We start from the raw sequence: 3694 nt of genomic DNA, 5'->3' as shown, positions 1-3694 counted from the left end.
TCCTACCGACGCCAATTGCATCGGATGCGAATACGCGGCACCTGGCCTGGAGGCGGGCCCGGGACCGCGCGGAAACGACCCCATCAGGGACGTTGGCCTCGGAAGCACGGTAGCGGTTACAGCACTGAGTGTCCGCGGGCCTCACTCCATCGAGCGATTGAACTGCGAAGACGCCCCCGAGTCGCATCTGATGCGAAATTATCGCGTCAGATGCGATAGACGGAGAGTGATGGCGGATGGGTGGGGACGGCCTCGTTCCAGGGTCTGCTCGGCTGCACCTGATCGACGGTCTGCCGCTGCTGCGGCCGGACGAGCAGGTCTTCGAGGCGATGATCAAGGGCTGGCGCAACCAACAGCTCGCCCGCAATCTCTCGCCGGGATACGTCAACGACCAGGAACGCACGGTCCGGGCCTTCACCCGGCATGCCGACGCGATGCCGTGGCAGTGGACGCCGCAGCACATCGACGAATGGTCGGCCGATCTACGGGCCGTGCACGGCTGCGTCCGCTCCACCCTGCGCAACTACCAGGGCTCCGTACGCCAGTTCTGCGACTTCCTGACCAACCCCGCCTACGGCTGGAGCGACGAGTGCCTACGGCACTTCGGGACCCACCCCGTCCAGGTGGTCTACGACTGGAACGCTGCAACGCATGCCGACGAAGCCGAGGGCGAGCCGGAACGCCGGGCCTTCACCAGGCCCGAGCTGGAAGCGTTCTTCGACCACGCCGACGAGGAGGTCCTGCGCGTCCGCGGCAAGGGCCGCAAGGGCTGGCTGCCGGCCTTCCGGGACGCCGCCTTGTTCAAGACCGCGTACGCCTACGGCCTGCGCCGCAACGAGACCCGGATGCTCGACCTCACTGACTTCGGCCGCAACCCGCAGGGGCGGGAGTTCGGCGAGTACGGCACCCTGCTGGTCCGCTACGGCAAGGCCAAGAAGGGCTCGCCGCCCAAGCGCCGCAGCGTGCTGACCGTCTGGACCTGGACGCCCGGCACGATCGAAGAATGGATCAGCGAGGTGCGTCCCGGGATGCGGCACTCGACCAGCCGGGCCCTCTGGCCGTCCGAGCGAGGACCCCGGGTCGGGGTCCAGCGGCTGGACTCCCGTTTCGCCGCCTACAGGGACGCCCTCGGCCTGGATTCCGAGCTGGAGTTCCACTCGCTGCGCCGGTCCTACATCACCCACTTGATCGAGGACGGCCACGACCCGCTGTTCGTCCAGCAGCAGGTCGGCCACGACCACGCCTCCACCACCGCGATCTACACGTGCGTCTCCTCCGACTTCCGCACCCGCTCCCTGCGTCGCGTCCTGGACGCCACCATCGAGGCCGCTCTGCGGCCGGGAAGGACCTCCTGATGCCACGACAGATCAGCTACCGGTGGCGCCTGCGCGAGCTGATGGCCGCCCGCGGAATGTTCACCGTCGCCGAGCTGATGCCGCACCTGACCGAACGCGGCATCACGCTGTCCTCCTCCCAGGTCCACCGCCTGGTCTCCGGCACGCCGGAACGGCTGTCCCTGCCGGTGCTGGCCACCCTCTGCGACATCCTCGACTGCACGCCCACCGACCTGATCACCACTTCGGCTCAGAACGTCCCGGCCCGCCGGGCAGCTGGTGAGGAAGCGCCGATCAACCTGGCCGCCCGGCGACCCACGCGGGTCCGGCTGACGCAGGAGGGGTGAACGATGACGCCGGAGGAGTACGAGCGGTGGATGATCCGCGACTGCGCACGCTGCGGCCGTCGAGCCTCGAAGTCCGCCGAGTGGTCGGACGGTCCGATCTGCCGAACCTGCTACGACCGCGCCATGCGTGTCCGCGGCTGCTGCCCCGGCTGCCGAGCCGACCGGCTGCTGCCCGGCCGGGACGCGACCGGCACGCCGATCTGCCGCGACTGCGCTGGCATCGCCCGCGACTTCTTCTGCGTCCGCTGTGGCTTTGAGGGGTTGCTCCTCGGTGGGCGTCTCTGCGAACGCTGCACCCTCGCCGACACCCTCGGCCGACTCCTCGACGACGGCACAGGTCACGTTGCCGCTTCGCTGCAACCCCTGGTCACCTCCCTGCTGGAGATGGACCGGCCCAAGAGCCGCCTGATCTGGCTCCGCAACCCCAATGTCGTCCGTCTCCTCCGGGGCCTGGCAACCGGCAGCATCCCGCTCACCCACGACGGGCTGCACCAGGAAACACCCTGGCGAACCATCGTGCACCTGCGTGACTTGCTGATGGACAGTGGTGTCCTGCCACGCGTCGACCGGCAGCTTCTGCTCTATCAGCGCTGGCTGGCCGAGCGGCTCGCCACCATCGAGGACCTCGAACACCGGCGGCTTCTTCAGCACTTTGCCACCTGGCACCAGATGCGGCGCCTGCGGAGCAAGACGGAGAAGGGACCGCTGGGACGCTCCCAGACCAACCAGACGAAACAGGAGATCACCCAGGCCGGCGCCTTCCTCGCTCAGCTTGCCGACCGAGGCCGCACCATCGAACACTGCCGGCAGGCTGACCTCGACGCCTGGCACACGGAGAAGCTGGCCACCCGGCGCCCGGCCCAGACGTTCCTGCGCTGGTGCATGAAGACGAACCGGATGCCCCGCCTCGCCCTGCCACCCCAGGTCGTCAACCAGGACCAAGCGCCGCTGCACCAGCACCACCGACTCGCCGTTCTCCGGCGGGTCCTCAACGACGACTCCCTGCCCCTACGGGCCCGGATCGCTGCCGCACTCGTTCTCCTCTATGCGCAACCCGTCACCCGCATCGTTCGCCTCACTGCCAACGACGTCATCGACGACGGGACCACGGTCACCGTCCGGCTGGGAGACCCACCCTCCCCACTTCCAGAGCCCGTCGCTGACCTCATGCGGGCATATGTCCAGTCCTGCCAGCATCTGCCCTATGCCAGCAGCAGGAGCTCACAGTGGCTCTTCCCCGGACGTCAGCCCGGCCAGCCGATGAACCCGGTCAGCCTTCAAGTGCACTTGCGCGAGATCGGCGTCCCGCCGCAGCGCGGCAGGACCTCCGCAATCCGACAGCTCGTCCTCCAAGCCCCGGCTCCCGTCATCGCGAAGGCCCTCGGTTACCACGACAAGACAGCCACCCGCCTGGTCACCGAAGCTGGAGGAACCTGGAGTCGATACGCTCCCGGCGACCACACACGGTGATTGCGCCTGAGCTCGGTTCGCCGCTCCACACGCTCGCGAGATTAGTCGTCTGGCGGAAACTCCCGGTCCAGAAGCTGTAGTACCTCCTGCTGCCGCCGATGAAATCCGGGCAGCAGGGGCTGCACGAGGGCGAGATGCTCCGTAATCGACAAACCCCGGTGAGCGGGCGGCTGCGCCGGGTGGTTCCGATCAAAGGCCTTGTTCATCGAAGCACAGAACAGGTACGCCGTTCCCATAGCATCCGAGTCGAAAACGATCTGTCCGGCCCCCACTGAATCGACCGGACCACATACGCCTTCGACCAAGGCGCCCAGCACATCAACGGCGACCGCCGGATCACCGTCCGGGTCCCACCGAGCGTGCATGAGCGCAGCGCGCATGCCCTCAGCCAACTCCGAAGCTGACGGCTCCGCCAGATCGCTCGCCATCCCCGCATCGTCCCAGCCTGGCTCGCGGAAAACCACCCTGAACCAGCTACTCGCCGTGACCGAAGTCGTGGATGCCCAGCGAATACACGACACCTCAACATGCGAGCTCACCAGT

General features: G+C 67.7%; 4 protein-coding genes. 3 read left to right on the top strand and 1 reads right to left on the bottom strand.

Features of this window, described 5'->3' with window-relative positions; genetic code table 11:
- The first annotated feature begins 236 nt into the window (after positions 1 to 236).
- The 3 genes from ACZ5C2_RS38485 to ACZ5C2_RS38475 are packed head-to-tail and all read left to right on the top strand — an operon-like array spanning position 237 to position 3151.
- Positions 237 to 1355, top strand: coding sequence for a tyrosine-type recombinase/integrase (locus tag ACZ5C2_RS38485; RefSeq protein ID WP_468801603.1), 1119 nt, complete (start codon positions 237 to 239; stop codon positions 1353 to 1355).
- Positions 1355 to 1681: a helix-turn-helix domain-containing protein gene (locus tag ACZ5C2_RS38480; RefSeq protein ID WP_468801602.1), complete on the top strand. Its 327-nt coding sequence runs from the start codon at positions 1355 to 1357 to the stop codon at positions 1679 to 1681. The genes ACZ5C2_RS38485 and ACZ5C2_RS38480 overlap by 1 nt, the downstream gene beginning before the upstream one ends.
- A 3-nt stretch (positions 1682 to 1684) precedes the next feature.
- A complete protein-coding gene (locus ACZ5C2_RS38475) occupies positions 1685 to 3151 on the top strand; it encodes a hypothetical protein (protein ID WP_468801600.1) in 1467 nt (488 codons plus the stop codon).
- Positions 3152 to 3192: 41 nt separating this feature from the next.
- Here ACZ5C2_RS38475 and ACZ5C2_RS38470 read toward each other — a convergent pair.
- Positions 3193 to 3694: hypothetical protein (locus ACZ5C2_RS38470; RefSeq protein ID WP_468801599.1), on the bottom strand; the 502-nt coding region annotated here is incomplete at its 5' end.

This window comes from Streptomyces sp. NPDC031365 (genome assembly GCF_055569765.1).
This window is presented reverse-complemented; position numbering and strand designations above follow the sequence as displayed.

Excerpts from the sequence above, each read along its gene's own strand:
- ACZ5C2_RS38485 (WP_468801603.1), top strand. The coding sequence starts at position 237 with ATGGGTGGGGACGGCCTCGTTCCAGGGTCTGCTCGGCTGCACCTGATC.
- ACZ5C2_RS38480 (WP_468801602.1), top strand. The coding sequence starts at position 1,355 with ATGCCACGACAGATCAGCTACCGGTGGCGCCTGCGCGAGCTGATGGCC.
- ACZ5C2_RS38475 (WP_468801600.1), top strand. The coding sequence starts at position 1,685 with ATGACGCCGGAGGAGTACGAGCGGTGGATGATCCGCGACTGCGCACGC.